Annotated in this window: 17 protein-coding genes; 13 read left to right on the top strand and 4 right to left on the bottom strand. The window is 32.3% G+C overall.

Going from position 1 to position 13,977, the window contains the following annotated elements; translation table 11 throughout:
- Window positions 1-89: 89 nt before the first annotated feature.
- The 6 genes from NNL09_RS15630 (at window position 90) to NNL09_RS15605 (ending at window position 4,800) form a co-directional block, all read left to right on the top strand.
- Window positions 90-1,073 (top strand): ankyrin repeat domain-containing protein, encoded by a 984-nt coding sequence (locus NNL09_RS15630; RefSeq protein ID WP_196909800.1) that lies wholly within the window; start codon window positions 90-92, stop codon window positions 1,071-1,073.
- A gap of 426 nt (window positions 1,074-1,499) precedes the next feature.
- Window positions 1,500-1,703 (top strand): hypothetical protein, encoded by a 204-nt coding sequence (locus NNL09_RS15625; protein WP_025664669.1) that lies wholly within the window; start codon window positions 1,500-1,502, stop codon window positions 1,701-1,703.
- A gap of 14 nt (window positions 1,704-1,717) precedes the next feature.
- Window positions 1,718-2,404 (top strand): HupE/UreJ family protein, encoded by a 687-nt coding sequence (locus NNL09_RS15620; protein ID WP_196909799.1) that lies wholly within the window; start codon window positions 1,718-1,720, stop codon window positions 2,402-2,404.
- A gap of 33 nt (window positions 2,405-2,437) precedes the next feature.
- Window positions 2,438-3,058, top strand: coding sequence for a hypothetical protein (locus NNL09_RS15615; RefSeq protein ID WP_231389076.1), 621 nt, complete (start codon window positions 2,438-2,440; stop codon window positions 3,056-3,058).
- A 191-nt stretch (window positions 3,059-3,249) separates the two neighbouring features.
- Window positions 3,250-3,672 (top strand): DUF2141 domain-containing protein, encoded by a 423-nt coding sequence (locus NNL09_RS15610; RefSeq protein ID WP_025664666.1) that lies wholly within the window; start codon window positions 3,250-3,252, stop codon window positions 3,670-3,672.
- A gap of 177 nt (window positions 3,673-3,849) precedes the next feature.
- Window positions 3,850-4,800 carry a LysR substrate-binding domain-containing protein gene (locus NNL09_RS15605; protein WP_025664665.1) on the top strand — a complete coding sequence of 317 codons (951 nt, stop codon included), beginning with the start codon at window positions 3,850-3,852 and terminating at the stop codon, window positions 4,798-4,800.
- Window positions 4,801-4,815: 15 nt separating this feature from the next.
- On the opposite strand, the gene NNL09_RS15600 is transcribed toward NNL09_RS15605, so the two are convergent.
- From NNL09_RS15600 to NNL09_RS15590, 3 genes are all read right to left on the bottom strand, one after another.
- Entirely contained in the window at window positions 4,816-5,013 is a 198-nt protein-coding gene (locus tag NNL09_RS15600) for a hypothetical protein (protein WP_024770269.1), read from the bottom strand.
- Between the two features lie 135 nt (window positions 5,014-5,148).
- Complete coding sequence (locus NNL09_RS15595; protein ID WP_025664663.1) at window positions 5,149-5,949, bottom strand: TIGR00266 family protein; 801 nt, start codon at window positions 5,947-5,949, stop codon at window positions 5,149-5,151.
- A gap of 102 nt (window positions 5,950-6,051) precedes the next feature.
- Window positions 6,052-6,513, bottom strand: coding sequence for a DUF4442 domain-containing protein (locus tag NNL09_RS15590; protein WP_196909797.1), 462 nt, complete (start codon window positions 6,511-6,513; stop codon window positions 6,052-6,054).
- Between the two features lie 153 nt (window positions 6,514-6,666).
- On the opposite strand from NNL09_RS15590, the gene NNL09_RS15585 reads away from it, so the two are divergent.
- From NNL09_RS15585 to NNL09_RS15555, 7 genes are all read left to right on the top strand, one after another.
- Window positions 6,667-7,119: a DUF4870 domain-containing protein gene (locus tag NNL09_RS15585; RefSeq protein WP_025664661.1), complete on the top strand. Its 453-nt coding sequence runs from the start codon at window positions 6,667-6,669 to the stop codon at window positions 7,117-7,119.
- 4 nt (window positions 7,120-7,123) lie between these two features.
- Window positions 7,124-7,657 (top strand): hypothetical protein, encoded by a 534-nt coding sequence (locus NNL09_RS15580; RefSeq protein ID WP_196909796.1) that lies wholly within the window; start codon window positions 7,124-7,126, stop codon window positions 7,655-7,657.
- Between the two features lie 66 nt (window positions 7,658-7,723).
- Complete coding sequence (locus NNL09_RS15575) at window positions 7,724-8,059, top strand: PadR family transcriptional regulator (RefSeq protein ID WP_025664659.1); 336 nt, start codon at window positions 7,724-7,726, stop codon at window positions 8,057-8,059.
- A 1-nt stretch (window position 8,060) separates the two neighbouring features.
- Complete coding sequence (locus NNL09_RS15570; RefSeq protein ID WP_025664658.1) at window positions 8,061-9,815, top strand: PspC domain-containing protein; 1,755 nt, start codon at window positions 8,061-8,063, stop codon at window positions 9,813-9,815.
- Window positions 9,816-9,878: 63 nt separating this feature from the next.
- Window positions 9,879-10,598, top strand: a complete 720-nt coding sequence (locus NNL09_RS15565; protein WP_196909795.1) for a head GIN domain-containing protein — start codon at window positions 9,879-9,881, stop codon at window positions 10,596-10,598.
- Between the two features lie 259 nt (window positions 10,599-10,857).
- A complete protein-coding gene (locus NNL09_RS15560) occupies window positions 10,858-11,631 on the top strand; it encodes a hypothetical protein (RefSeq protein ID WP_196909794.1) in 774 nt (257 codons plus the stop codon).
- Window positions 11,632-11,860: 229 nt separating this feature from the next.
- Window positions 11,861-12,718: a GIN domain-containing protein gene (locus NNL09_RS15555; RefSeq protein ID WP_196909793.1), complete on the top strand. Its 858-nt coding sequence runs from the start codon at window positions 11,861-11,863 to the stop codon at window positions 12,716-12,718.
- A 51-nt stretch (window positions 12,719-12,769) separates the two neighbouring features.
- Here NNL09_RS15555 and trxB read toward each other — a convergent pair whose 3' ends face one another.
- Complete coding sequence (gene trxB / locus NNL09_RS15550) at window positions 12,770-13,738, bottom strand: thioredoxin-disulfide reductase (protein ID WP_025664654.1); 969 nt, start codon at window positions 13,736-13,738, stop codon at window positions 12,770-12,772.
- Window positions 13,739-13,977 lie beyond the last annotated feature (239 nt).

Below are 13,977 nucleotides of genomic sequence, written 5' to 3'. Positions count from 1 at the left end.
TACAAAATGTAATATTTTTATATTAATTTTTGATCAGATATTAGATACTAATAAAGAAGGATAACCGCTGTGTTAATCTATAAAAAATTATGACAGAATTTAACAGTTTAGACATATCAGATATTAATCAAATTAAAGAGAAAATTGCTCAAGGAATTGATATTAATATAACCGACTCTTATGGTGAAACTATGCTTCACAAAGCTGCTTATTATCAAGAAATAGATGTTGTTAAATTACTTATTGAAGAAGGTATTAATATCAATGCAATAAATAGTAATGGTGCAACCGCACTGATAAAAGCTTCAGACAGAAATGAAGAAATTAGCCAATATCTTATTGAAAACGGTGCTAATGTTACTAGTAAAGAAGGAAAAAAGTATGATGGATTCTCTGCGCTTCATTATGCTGCCCGTAAAGGGTTACATAATCTAGTTAAACTATTACTGGTAAATGGTGTAAAAGTAGATGAGTTGAGTAATCATAAAAGTACACCTTTTAATGAAGCCATTTGTTTTAATCAAATAGAATGTGCTGATATTTTATTAGCAAATGGTGCCAACATCGATAATAGATATAATAGTATGTATCATAAAGATATTGGGGCTTTACATTTTGCAATTAATGGTGGGTATGTTTATAGTAAAAGTTTGGTAAAATACCTTATAACAAATAATGCAGATGTAATGCTAAAGAATGGTGAAGGAATATCTGTTCTGCATCTTGCTGCTCAAGATCAAAATAATGTTTTGACAATCCAATTACTAAATGCGGCTCCCAATATTAATGCAGTTGATGCAAATGGTAAAACCATAATGCATCATGCAGCATTTAACCGAAACATATCGGTTTTAAAAAAAATACTCAAAACAAAAGAGATCGATCTAAATATCAAAGATAATGATGGCCACCCTCCTCTCTATTATGCCGAAAATGAAAAAAATGCTGCACTCATTATTGCTGCTGGCGCTATTTATGATGATAGTAAAAAAGCATCAGAACTTTTTATGAATCTATATAGTGAATACCTTAACAAAGAAATCATTACTAAAGAACTAATGAAAATTAAATAAGAAACTTATTTAATTCCCAAATAGAATATATTTGAATTATATACTCCCAAAATATGCATTAAAAATTTCGAGAGTAATACTAAAAATAGGTACTCTAAATCAATACAAAAAAAGCTTCTTTAATTAGAATTTGTTTACTACCTATGCAACTATAAAATCATTATTTTATGTTTTCTATTTTTATAGAATATTCATACCACTAAGAGATATACATTCTTTGTGGCAATCTTAGAAAAAAACTATATTTACCATGTAAGCAACACTATTTTTACTTATTAAATCATACATACTAAAAATGATGATTTTTTGTTTTAGAAATTAAGGAGAAGATACATTTTTAATCAAAAAATTAAGTTAACTAAATAGTATTACTTCAAAAAATTAAAAGAAACTTATTAGAATTAACTCATCTAAAAAAACACAAACATGACAATTAAAAAATCAATGATCACAGCCGTTTTAGCTTTAGCAATTTTAGGGGCTTGTACAGAGAAAAAAGAAAAAAAAGAAGAAAGCACAGATCCTGCTAAAGTAGAAGCTACTCAAGAATCAACAACAGAGGTTGACGAAGCTGAAAAAGCAAGATTAGATAGTATCCGACAAGTAAAAGAACACGGACACGCACATTAATCTATATTGCAACAATGTTTAAAAACACTACAACATTCTTTACATTTCTAGTGCTTGTGTTGGTTTCAATAACAGCAAATGCACATGGTGTTGATGATGAGACACAGTCTTTTTTATTAGGAAATAAAGGAATCGCTTTTGGTCCCTTTCTATACATTGGCGCAAAACATATGATAACGGGATATGACCACCTACTTTTTTTGGTAGGGGTCATTTTCTTTTTGTACAAAACAAAAGAAATACTATTATACGTAAGTTTTTTTACGATTGGTCATAGTCTTACCCTATTACTTGGTGTCATGGCAGATATTAATGTAAATGCTTTTTTAATAGATGCTATTATCGCGTTATCGATTGTATATAAAGGCTTTGATAACCTGGGAGGGTTTAAACAATTTTTTAAGAAACAACCCAATACTAAAATAGCCGTATTAATTTTTGGATTGTTTCATGGTTTTGGACTAGCAACCAAATTACAAGAATTTAAGTTTGATAAAGAAGGGTTATTTGTAAATCTAATCGGTTTTAATATTGGGGTAGAAATAGGGCAGTTTTTGGCTTTAGGATTAGTTCTTGTACTTTTAGGAATCTGGAGAAGATATAACAGTTATGTTAAATTTTCTAATCTCACTAATATACTTCTCATGGCAGCAGGTTTTCTATTGTTTGGATTTCAAATGACAGGATATTTTATGACATAACACTAAATTATGACAACAAGTAATACTCACATAATGAATAAAAAGCAACTTATAAAATCAATTTTCATAGCGTTGTTTATTGGTTTTGTCGTGCTTATAACAGCAGTTTTACCTGCAGAATATAATATAGACCCGCTAGGAACAGGAAAACTCTTTGGTTTTAGTCGATTGTATGTAAATGATACTGAAAAAATAGAGACAATCGATACAGAACCAGTATCTCAATTAAATTTCAAGAAACTGAAATTAGAAAAATTAGGTTCTGCACCTAACGTACCTAAACCTGTAGAAGCAAACAATCCACCACCATTAGAACAATTTACAGAACAAAATGATACTATTCATGTTACTGTTCCTGCAGGAAAAGGTATAGAATATAAGTTTAAAGCATTAAAATATGGAAGTATAAAATATGAATGGAGTACTGCAAGTGATGCTATTGTTTATATAGATTTTCATGGAGAAGTAAAACAAGAAAATCCTCCCGAAAATGTATTTTATGAGAGTTATACTTTGGCATACTCTAACAATATGGCTGGAACATTTACAGCCCCTTTTGAAGGTAAACACGGTTGGTATTTCAGAAACAACAACAAAGAAGATATTACCATAACGATACGATTAAAAGGGCAATACAAGCTATTTGATAAATAAAACTTTGGATTTCTGATTACCATCTTCAACCCACTGGACATATAATTTCACAGCTCTTTATCCCACATAGTTATTTTTAAATTACATTTCATCCTATAAAAATGACAACTGAGGAGTTTCTTATTGTTCTCAAATAAAGATTTATAGACTTTTGACTCATCAAAAAACAAATAACTATAAAACTTTATCATATGAAAACTCTAGCATTATTAGCCGCGCTTTTAGTTTCTAACTTTCTTCTTCACGCTCAAGAAAAAACTAAAGGAGTAACCATTACAGTAACCGTTCCCAACATAACAAGTTCTGAAGGAGAAGTTATTTTTGGGCTTTATGATGAAAATACTTTTATGAAAGCTGCACCAATCAAAGGTGAAAAAAGCACAATTGTAGATGGTGTAGCAAAAATTACTTTTTCTAATGTTCCCGAAGGAGTATTTGCTATTACATGTTTTCATGATGTGAATGGAAATAATCGAATGGATTTTGAACCTGGCGGAATGCCAAAAGAAGATTATGGTGTATCTAATAACAATATGAGTTATGGTCCACCATTATGGGGTGAAGCCAAATTCGAAGTAAACTCAGAAAACCTGGAACTAGAAATTAGAATGTAATTAGAAATCTATATTCATCAATCAAGACCTAACTAACAGGTATATTTAAAAAGGAATTGCATCTCATCTATGCTATTCCTTTTTTGTTTAAAAAACAATAGATAAAACAAATTTTTAATAATTATTTAATAAATAATATCAATAGCTTTTATATTTTTGTTCCCCAAAACACAGACCATGACCATAACACAATTAAAATATGTTTTAGCGGTAGCAGAACACAAAAATTTTACGAAGGCTGCAGAGAAAACTTTTGTGACTCAACCTACGCTAAGTATGCAAATTCAAAAGCTTGAAGAAGAGTTAGATATTCTCATCTTTGATCGTAGTAAAAAACCTATTGAACTTACAGAAGTTGGCAACAAACTTGTTCAACAAGCAAAAAATATCGTAAACGAGAGCGAACGAATTCAGGATATAGTAGATCAACAAAAAGGGTTCATTGGTGGTGAATTTAAATTAGGGGTTATTCCTACTGTAATGCCTACTCTTTTGCCTATGTTTTTAAACAATTTTATAAAAAAATATCCAAAGGTAAAATTAAAAATAGAGGAGTTACATACAGAAGCTATAATTGAACGTCTTCTAGATGGTCACCTGGATGCGGCAATTGCAGCAACTCCTTTAGAAAACGAAAACATAAAAGAGCGTGTTTTATACTACGAACCATTTGTAGGATATATTCCTTCTACTCATAGACTAAATCAGAAGAATAAAATTGATATTACTGATCTTGATATCGATGATATGCTTCTTCTTGAGGACGGTCATTGTTTTAGAGATGGAATTATTAACCTGTGTAAGACTAAGAAAAGTTATGAGGAAGATCATTTTCAATTAGAAAGCGGTAGTTTTGAGACTCTTATAAAGCTTGCTAATGAAGGTCTGGGAATGACACTTCTACCCTATTTGCATACTTTAGATATAAAGAATGGTGAAAAAAGTAATCTTCATTACTTTAACGAGCCTTCTCCTGCGAGAGAAGTGAGTTTAATTTTTAATAAAAGTGAACTAAAAATGCAAATTATTGATGCTTTGCATTCTACTATTGCTGGCGTTGTAAAAGGAGCGATTACTTTTCAAAATGTAAAAATCATTAGCCCTATGGCAAAAATAAAAAGCGACTAGAAAGTCGCTTTTTTTTTATGATTTTAAATAGATTAAACAAGATTGTAATTCTGGTTGTTTCATTGTTAATGATTGAATCCAGATTTTTAATTCTTCAATCTCGTGAGGAAGTAGTCTGTTTAGTGCTTTTAAAACTTCCTTAGTAAAAAGATTAACATCAAAACTTACTTTTTTAAGCACAGTTTTTGTGTAATCAAACATTGCTCTAGCCATAAATTAATAGGGGTTTAAAAAATGTTAGGTTTAAACAAGTAATTGTAGGAATAATCTTATAGTTTTTAAAGTTGTTCTAGCTAATATATGTAAATAAAACTAAAAAAACAGTCTTTTGGCGCTTATTTAACACTGTTAAAAACTGTTATCGCCATCTAAAAGATCTCCCAAACCACCTAGAATACTACCTTCGCCTTTACTTTTCCCTCCTCCTCTGGGGGCCAAAGCCAATACTCTATTAGCAAGTCTGCTAAATGGTAAAGATTGTATATACACAACTCCTGGACCAGTTAATGTAGCAAAAAACAATCCTTCTCCTCCAAAAATAGTATTCTTAATCCCTCCTACAAATTCTATATCATATTGTACTCCCTTAGAAAATCCAATAATACAGCCTGTATCTACCTTTAGTTTTTCGCCTGGTTGTAGTTCTTTTCTAGATGTAGTCCCACCTGCATGAACAAAGGCCATACCATCGCCTTCTAATTTCTGCATAATAAAACCTTCGCCACCAAATAGTCCTCTTCCTAATTTTCTAGAAAACTCTATTCCTACAGAAACTCCTTTGGCCGCACATAAAAATGCATCTTTTTGACAAATAAATTTCCCTCCATAATTAGTTAGATCTACAGGTATAATCTTTCCCGGATATGGAGAAGCAAAACTTACTTTCTTTTTTCCACCCACCTGATTATAAAAAGCCGTCATAAACAAGCTTTCCCCTGTTAGCAATCGTTTACCAGCTCCAAATATTTTGCCTAGAACTCCAGTATCTTTTGCAGAGCCATCACCAAAAATCGTGTCCATTTTTATGCCATCGTCCATCATCATAAAACTTCCTGCTTCTGCAATCACCCCCTCTTGTGGATCTAACTCTATCTCTACATACTGCATTTCTTCTCCTATAATTTCGTAGTCGATTTCGTGTGCTGTCATATTTTTTTAAATGTTTATAGTATATGATTAATGAATAGTTTCTTTATGAGTAAACGAATTTCATAAAGTGTTACAGTCTAATTATTTTTTGTAGTAAAATTTTCACTTTTCATTCTTCACTTTAACTGTCCATTCAAAATTAAATGTAGAAACTTCAATCCCATCTTGATTTGTTCCTATTGATTTCATCCAAACCGTTTGCCCCTCACCTGTTTCAATTGTTTTTTTAATTGCGTCTTCTACCAAATGCCCATCGGTACACACAAAAGTGATTCTACCTGTAGCCTTTTTAGTATATGTAGCATTATTGCTTGCTACCAGCATTGATATTTTTTTTCCACTGTCTCTTATATATCCTGTTACCAAGGCTCCGGTAGTTAATTCTGCCGCCATTCCCTGCACTGCCCAAAACATAGATTTAAAAGGATTTTGGTTTATCCATCGATGTTTTACACTAACAGTACAGCTTGTTGTATCTATATTTTTAACCCTTACACCACATAGCCATGCAGAGGGTAACTTAAATAATAAGAATGCATTAAGTTTTCTAGGAGTAATATCCATGAGTTTTATTTTTAGTTCTCACAATATAGGTAAAAGAAATAGTCAAGAAAAGAGCAGAAAATCTTAAATTTATGTTAAATTATGGTACTATGTTTTGCATAATACCTTTTTTTAACCATATATTTGCATAAGAAACTATTATATACTTTTACAATGTCAATCAAAAATCACAAAAATATCGCAACGTTTATGCATCTAGGTGCATTCTCAAAATACTTTATTCCTTTCGGAAATTACATAGTTCCGATATTACTATGGACTACCAATAAGGATAAATCAGATTTTATAGATGATCATGGTAAGGAAGCCATCAATTTTCAATTAAGTATTCTATTATATACTGTAATACTGGGAATATTTTCTTTTCCGTTTTTTATCTTTCATGTCTTTGGAGATGCTACCATTACAGATTTATTTCATTTTAATGATTTTTCTATCAATTTTTCTGATGCAGGAGGTTTTAGAACTCTTATGGGAGCATCGTTTATCGGAATTATAGCACTAATCGGTTTTTTTCTGGAAATAATTTTTGTTATCACTGCTGCTTTAAAAGCAAACAAAGGAGAAAGTTACAGATACCCATTATCTATACGATTTATAAAATAATATAATGAAGCAAACAATTAACATAAAATATATTTTGATAACTGCTCTTGCTGTTCTGTTGTCCTTCTTTTTTCATGAATTGGCACATTTACTTACAGGAAAGTTATTAGGATATCCTATGAAGATGACACTTAATTCGGCTTTCTTAGCAGAAGGAGAGTATACATCGGTATGGCATGAATATTTGGTAAGCGCAGCAGGGCCTATTTTTACTATACTAACAGCATTTGTGTTTTTTTATGTGATCAGAAATACAAAAAACACATATTGGTATCCATTCTTATTTTTTGCATTTTCATTTAGGTTAATGGCCATGATTGTATCAATTTTTAACCCTAATGATGAAGCTCGAATAAGCCAATGGCTCGGACTTGGACAATGGATACTACCGTTAATTGTATGTTTTACTTTATTTTTTCTTATTATAAAAACGTCAAAAGAACAGGGATATAGTTCAAAATTTAACCTAATCAATTATATTTTAACCTCTGTTTTTATTGCCGGTGTAGTACTCTCTGATCAATATTTTTTAAAATAATCATCAATCATCAAATACCAAACATCAATCAAAAAATGAACAGTTTAACTTTTAAAAATTAGTTTTATGAAGATCGAAAACACAAAAGCGCAAATGCGCAAAGGTGTTCTGGAATATTGCATACTTTCTATCCTTAAGGACGATGATGCCTATGTAGCTGAAATTTTAGAAACCCTTAAAGACGCAAAGATGCTTGTGGTAGAAGGCACGATATATCCCTTATTAACTAGACTCAAAAACGCTGGATTACTGAGTTATCGCTGGGAAGAATCTACGTCGGGACCACCACGAAAATATTACGGACTCACAGAAACAGGAAAATTGTTTCTTAGCGAATTAAATACCACTTGGGACGAATTACGGAATGCTGTAAATCTGGTAACCAAACAAAAAAAGAAGTAAAATGAATAAGACAGTTAATATAAATTTAGCAGGCATATTTTTTCATATAGACGAAAACGCTTACTTAAAACTGCAACGCTATCTCAGCGCTATAAAACGCTCATTTACCGATTCACAAGGGAGAGATGAGATTATATCTGATATAGAAGCCAGAATAGCAGAATTGTTCAGTGAAAAAATAAAGGATGAACGACAGGTTATCGGAAACAAAGAAGTAGAAGAAGTAATTACTGTAATGGGACAGCCAGAAGATTATAGATTAGATGAAGAAATCTTCGAAGATGAACCAAAAGCATCATATCAAAAAACGAAAGCATCAAGACAACTATTTAGAGATACAACAAACTCTTATGTTGGAGGAGTAAGTTCTGGTTTAAGTCACTATCTGGGGATTGAACCAATTTGGATTAGATTAGCTTGGGTATTGTTTACCGTTTTCTCTAGTGGAGCATTTGTTCTGATCTATATCGCATTTTGGATTTTTGTACCAGAAGCAAAAACAACAGCCGATTTTTTGGCAATGAAAGGTGAAGCTGTTAATATTAGTAATATAGAAAAGAAAATTAAAGAAGGATTTGATGGTGTAGCAGATACTGTAAAAAATGTAGATTATCAAAAATATAGCAGCAAAGTAAAAAGCAGTTCTACTACTTTTTTTGAAGCCTTAGGCGATGTATTACTATTCTTCTTAAAGATTTTTGTGAAATTTATAGGTGTGATTCTTATTATAGTGGCCGGAGTTACTCTTATTAGTTTATTTGTTGGTCTGTTTACGATAGGAACATTTGGATTTATGGATGCTCCCTGGGTAGAATATATTGAAGTAGGCAGCCATCCCGAAGTTCCACTATGGTTAGTATCATTAGTAACATTTTTTGCCGTAGGAATACCTTTTTTCTTCCTGTTTATTCTTGGTCTAAAAATTCTGATAAAAAACCTAAAATCTATCGGAACACCAGCCAAATTAGGTTTATTAGGTGTATGGATATTTTCTCTTATCGGGTTAGGAATTCTTGGAGTTAGACAAGCTACACTCGAAGCGTATGACGCAGAAGTGATTATGGAGCAAAAAGTACTTCCTATCACAAGCAACGATACGCTAACCATTAAAATGGAGGGAAATAACAGATATACCAAACATCTATATCATAGAAATGATTATAAAATCAAAAGAGATGACCAAGGAAATCGAGTAATCGTTATCCAGGATATAGAAGTATATTTAAAAGCTTCTAAAAGAGATTCGACAGTACGAATTACAATAGAAAAAAATGCAGAAGGAAGATCCTATGAAGAAGCTTCTAAAAGAGCCGAAGAACTCAAATACGGGTATGAAGTGCATGGTAATACACTCTTATTAGATGGATACGCAATTACTGATTATGCTAACAAATACAGAGATCAGGAAATAAAAGTAACCCTAACATTACCAGAAGGAATTACCGTGTATGCAAATGATAACACTTCTGGATTTAATAACTCATGGAAATACGATGATTATATCTCTATTGATGGTAAAGAAGGAGAATACATCAAATTAGTTGATGGGAAATTCGAATGTGAAGAATGCCCAGAAGATGATAATGATTGGGAATATAACGAATGGGACGAAGACGATGATAGCGTAAACATAAATATAAACTCTGAAGACAACGATTTTAAATTAAAAATCGGAGAAGACGGAGTAGAACTAAATAATGAACCCGTAAAAGTAAAAATAGACGAGGACGGAATAGAAATAAAAACCGAAAATTAAATCAATCTGCTTCTGGCAGACTAATCAAAAAACAAACAGTTAAACATATCAAAACAAACAATTATGACCACACTAGCCAAAATTATTATCACCTTTTGCTTATCAGCTTTATGCTGCTCTTGTAATGTTGTCTTTAATGGGGTTAAAGGCCAGGGAGAAGTAATTAGAAAAGAAAGAACTATTAACCAGGACTTTAACGCTATTAAAGCAAGTAGAGGTTTAGATGTTATCCTGGTAGATGATTCTGATCAAAAAGTAATCGTAGAAGCCAATAAAAACTTACACGATCATATCGAAGTATATGTAGAAGGCAATACGCTATACGTTACTTCTGATGAAAATATATACTTTGCTGACGAAAAAAATGTATTTGTGTCCTATGACAAAATCAATAAAGTTCATGTTAATAGTGGTGCAAGTGTCTCTTCTAATGAGCCTGTAGTTCAAAAAGAACTTGATCTTAGTGCTACTAGTGGTGCAGATATTAAATTAAAGGTAAAAGCCGAAACAATAACAACTTCTGTTACCAGCGGTGCCATGATGAATTTAGCCGGAAAAGTAAACAATCATAAAGCAAATGCTACCAGTGGTGCAGATATTCGTGCAGAAGATTTGTTAAGTTTAGTATCCGAAGCAAGAGCAACAAGTGGTGCTTCTATTAAAATCCATGCAAAAAATGAGTTTACCGGGAAAGCAACAAGTGGTGCAGATGTTGTTTACTACGGAAATCCAGAAAAAGTATCTGAAACAGATAACTCTGGTGGAGATGTTAGAGGCCACTAAGAGCTAACAACCCAATCAATAATCAACCAAAACTAAGCTGTCTGAGAAAGCAACACTAACCAACCAATGCTTTCCGGGCAGTTTTTTTTATAAGACCCCTGTTCCTTTTAAATCTAGTTAAAAATACTTCCTCTCTTCTTATAGAGTATAAAAATACAAGAAAGTGTCCTGATTTTTTGAAAATCAAAAAATCAGGACACTTCATAATTTGACAGTATTAAGTTTGCTTCAAATATTAACAAACTTAAAAAATCACAAAATGAAGTATTTAAATATCACAAAATTCGTGCTCATTGCATGTTTTACACTTGTTATTATCTCCTGTCAAGAAGAAGATCAGGATATCCAAGAAGATACTATAACAAATGACATCTCAGAAGTCGAAGAAATTGATTTGGCAACCTTCAATTTCTCTAACGGAATTAGTTTAACCATGAGTAAAGGATATGAAGAATCAGACCCATATATCGCTACTTTAGAATCTGGTCCTAATGACACCAAGATGTTTATTGATTTTAAAAATAACTCTATGCTCAAGGTGTACTTATCCCTTACTCCAGAAGGCACTCCTGTACCTAAAGCTCTACTAGATTTTGCAAGTTCTGATGAAAAAACAAAGGTATCAAGCAATAGACCAGTAGTAGAAAAATTAGATCACTCGGTTTTTTCTATTGCAAAATTCCCTACAAAGTTAATGACTACAACAAATCTTAATATAGAAACCAAAGCTTTCTGTGATAGTCATCAAGGGGCAGAGCAATGTTATAATAGTAAATTTGGCAGTAAACGTTATCAATCCTCTGCTACGTGGAAATATATACAAATGTATACATCGGTTTTTCATGATAGTAATGGGAGTATAACTGCTCACCTTACCTATGGTAAAAATAAGACTAAACAAAAGGAGCATACTATACAACCGGGATGGTGGGCAAGAAAAACAACAAATAGTAGCTGGGCGAGAAGAAGAGGTTCATATCGCTTCGCTCCTTTTGGAGAACATTGGAAAGGGTATACCGATGTTCATAATTAATCATTTTAGGTAAAAACACTAGATATTTTAGAAGGTTGCCATATAGCAACCTTCTTTTAGTAATAACAAAATATTTCATAAACATATAATACCAAAGAATGACGCTCTATTATTTTTAAATCTGAAATAATTTAAACCACTTCTCTATTTATATTTGTAACAAGTTTTATACAGAACTATACTTAAAGGCAAAAAAAACTGTTTATTAGTATATAAATTTCGCACAAATATGAGAGCACTATTGTTATTATTGGCATTTCTGGTATTGGGAAACACCTATGGACAAAAGGAAAAAATTAAAGGCAACAAAATTGTTAGCACAGAACAACTAGACGTTGAAGACTTCCATACCATAGAAATTCATGAAGGTTTCGAAGTTACACTAGATGAAAGTAATGATAATCAAGTAAAGATCGAAGCAGATAGTAATCTGCAAGAGGTTATACAGGTAGAAGTTGTAGATAGTGTTTTAACAATCAAGTCGGATCGGGATATGCGACGTGCAAAAGCATTAAATCTCGATATCTCTTATGCTTCAGAATTAAAGAAAATTATACTATATGACAAAGTAAATGTTAGATCATTGTCTCCTATAAACACTACTAAACTAATTGTAAATGCAAATGATAATGCCGAAGTATTTCTTACAGCTGATGCCAATGAAGTAGATTGTATAACCAATGGAAAATCGATAGTAGAGTTACATGTTACAGCTCAGGAAGTTACTTATCAAATAAATGAAAGTTCAGAAATAAAAGGAATTATTACAACCGATAGTCTTAAAGTAGATTTATACCAAAAAGGATATGCTAAACTTGAAGGAGAAGTAAAATCGATGTTAGTACGAGTAGATAGCGACACCGATTTTTATGGTGAAAAATTGAGTGTTGCCAAAACTACATTAATCGCAGAAGGTGCCAGTGATTGTTATATTTTGACCAACGAAGAAATTAGTATTGAAGCTAAAGATAAAACCGAAATTTACCTGCTTGGTGAACCAAAGGTCATCATAAACACCTTTTCCAATGAAGCTATTTTGTATAAGAAAAATATAGACTACGTTCCTAGTAGGTTTAAGATAAATTAAAAAAACATCTCGCTAAGCGAGATGTTTTTTTAATGCTATATTTTTTTCGGCTTAGGCAGAAACTTCGTCACTAGTTTCTACTGTTGCCAGATATCGTTCTGCATCCAGAGCTGCCATACATCCTGTTCCTGCAGCAGTAACAGCTTGTCTGTATTCTTTATCCTGAACATCTCCTGAGGCAAACACTCCCGGAATATTCGTCTTTGTAGACTTACCTTCGGTAATCAAATATCCGGTATCATCCATATCTAATTGTCCTTTAAAGATATCTGTATTTGGTTTATGACCAATAGCGATAAACAAACCAGTAATCTCGATCTCTTCTTTATTACCTGTCTGATTATTTACCATTCGTAATCCTTCTACCACCTGATCTCCTAATACCTCATCAACTTCAGTATTATACATCACCTTAATATTGGATGTATTATTTACTCGATGTTGCATAGCTTTAGAAGCTCTCATATGATCTTTACGAACCAACATCGTAACATTAGTACATATATTAGCTAGGTATGTAGCCTCTTCTGCTGCAGTATCCCCTGCTCCGACAATTGCTACATCCTGTCCTTTGTAAAAGAACCCATCGCATACCGCACATGCCGATACTCCACCACCTCGTAATTTTTGTTCGCTAGGTAATCCCAGGTATTTTGCCGTAGCTCCCGTAGAGATAATAACGGTCTCTGCTTCAATCTGCGTAGCGTTATCCACGGTTACTTTATGGATTCCTCCAACTTCTTTACTAAAATCAACAGCAGTTACCATCCCAATACGTACCTCTGTACCAAAACGCTCTGCTTGTTGTTGTAATTGTACCATCATTGTTGGCCCATCGATTCCTTCTGGGTATCCGGGGAAATTATCTACTTCTGTTGTAGTTGTTAATTGGCCACCTGGTTCCATACCGGTGTACATAATGGGTTTAAGATCTGCTCTTGCTGCATATATTGCTGCAGTATATCCTGCAGGACCCGAACCTATAATAAGACACTTTATTCTTTCTATTGTATCAGACATATTCTCATCATTTTATATGATGTAAAAGTAGCAATTTGATCATAAACCTTACAGTAAAGTTATTAAGAATTGTTATATCTATATAGACATCTTATATCTAAGCTTTATATATTGAATTTACTACAGCTACCAATTACAACAACTACTTTTGCAATAGTATATCAACATAAAAAGCATAAATATTTTCATTATAAACAACAAAGAGGCAGACGATTATTACGTCTGCCTCTGGTTATCCA

The organism is Aquimarina sp. EL_43 (assembly GCF_943422735.1).
Lineage (GTDB): Bacteria > Bacteroidota > Bacteroidia > Flavobacteriales > Flavobacteriaceae > Aquimarina > Aquimarina megaterium.
Note: the sequence above shows the minus strand (reverse complement) of the source record. Positions and strands in the feature narration are given on the sequence as shown.

What these genes read in the sequence shown, in the direction of transcription:
- NNL09_RS15630 (WP_196909800.1), top strand. Translation starts at nt 90, where the DNA reads ATGACAGAATTTAACAGTTTAGACATATCAGATATTAATCAAATTAAA.
- NNL09_RS15625 (WP_025664669.1), top strand. Translation starts at nt 1,500, where the DNA reads ATGACAATTAAAAAATCAATGATCACAGCCGTTTTAGCTTTAGCAATT.
- NNL09_RS15620 (WP_196909799.1), top strand. Translation starts at nt 1,718, where the DNA reads ATGTTTAAAAACACTACAACATTCTTTACATTTCTAGTGCTTGTGTTG.
- NNL09_RS15615 (WP_231389076.1), top strand. Translation starts at nt 2,438, where the DNA reads ATGAATAAAAAGCAACTTATAAAATCAATTTTCATAGCGTTGTTTATT.
- NNL09_RS15610 (WP_025664666.1), top strand. Translation starts at nt 3,250, where the DNA reads ATGAAAACTCTAGCATTATTAGCCGCGCTTTTAGTTTCTAACTTTCTT.
- NNL09_RS15605 (WP_025664665.1), top strand. Translation starts at nt 3,850, where the DNA reads ATGACCATAACACAATTAAAATATGTTTTAGCGGTAGCAGAACACAAA.
- NNL09_RS15600 (WP_024770269.1), bottom strand. Translation starts at nt 5,013, where the DNA reads ATGGCTAGAGCAATGTTTGATTACACAAAAACTGTGCTTAAAAAAGTA.
- NNL09_RS15595 (WP_025664663.1), bottom strand. Translation starts at nt 5,949, where the DNA reads ATGACAGCACACGAAATCGACTACGAAATTATAGGAGAAGAAATGCAG.
- NNL09_RS15590 (WP_196909797.1), bottom strand. Translation starts at nt 6,513, where the DNA reads ATGGATATTACTCCTAGAAAACTTAATGCATTCTTATTATTTAAGTTA.
- NNL09_RS15585 (WP_025664661.1), top strand. Translation starts at nt 6,667, where the DNA reads ATGTCAATCAAAAATCACAAAAATATCGCAACGTTTATGCATCTAGGT.
- NNL09_RS15580 (WP_196909796.1), top strand. Translation starts at nt 7,124, where the DNA reads ATGAAGCAAACAATTAACATAAAATATATTTTGATAACTGCTCTTGCT.
- NNL09_RS15575 (WP_025664659.1), top strand. Translation starts at nt 7,724, where the DNA reads ATGAAGATCGAAAACACAAAAGCGCAAATGCGCAAAGGTGTTCTGGAA.
- NNL09_RS15570 (WP_025664658.1), top strand. Translation starts at nt 8,061, where the DNA reads ATGAATAAGACAGTTAATATAAATTTAGCAGGCATATTTTTTCATATA.
- NNL09_RS15565 (WP_196909795.1), top strand. Translation starts at nt 9,879, where the DNA reads ATGACCACACTAGCCAAAATTATTATCACCTTTTGCTTATCAGCTTTA.
- NNL09_RS15560 (WP_196909794.1), top strand. Translation starts at nt 10,858, where the DNA reads ATGAAGTATTTAAATATCACAAAATTCGTGCTCATTGCATGTTTTACA.
- NNL09_RS15555 (WP_196909793.1), top strand. Translation starts at nt 11,861, where the DNA reads ATGAGAGCACTATTGTTATTATTGGCATTTCTGGTATTGGGAAACACC.
- trxB (WP_025664654.1), bottom strand. Translation starts at nt 13,738, where the DNA reads ATGTCTGATACAATAGAAAGAATAAAGTGTCTTATTATAGGTTCGGGT.